We start from the raw sequence: 391 nt of genomic DNA on the forward strand, positions 1-391 counted from the left end.
TCTCTCAGGCGGCATCCGCCTCGGCTACGACGTGCTGGTGGTCGCCACCGGTGCCCGCCTGCTGCCGGAGGAGACCGAGGGCCTGACCGGCCCCGGCTGGGGCGAGAGCGTCTTCACCTTCTACGACCTGCCCGGCGCGATCGGCCTGGGCCACGCACTGGAGCGCTTCGACGGCGGCCGTGTCGTGGTGAACGTGGCGGACCTTCCGGTCAAGTGCCCCGTCGCACCACTGGAGTTCGCTTTCCTGGTGGACTGGTTCTTCCAGCGCTGCGGCGTCCGCGAGAAGGTCCAGCTGGTGTACGTCACTCCGCTGGACGCGGCCTTCACGAAGCCGGTCGCCGCCCGGGCGCTGGGCGGACTGCTGAAGGAGAAGGGCATCGAACTGGTCACC

1 pseudogene is annotated in these 391 nt (G+C 69.8%); it reads left to right on the forward strand.

The window, feature by feature from the left end:
- Positions 1–391: pseudogene (locus MQP27_RS50785) on the forward strand (type III sulfide quinone reductase, selenoprotein subtype); the annotation flags it as partial.

This window comes from Streptomyces cylindrosporus (assembly GCF_022698165.1).
In the GTDB taxonomy this organism is placed as follows: Bacteria; Actinomycetota; Actinomycetes; order Streptomycetales; family Streptomycetaceae; genus Streptomyces; species Streptomyces cylindrosporus.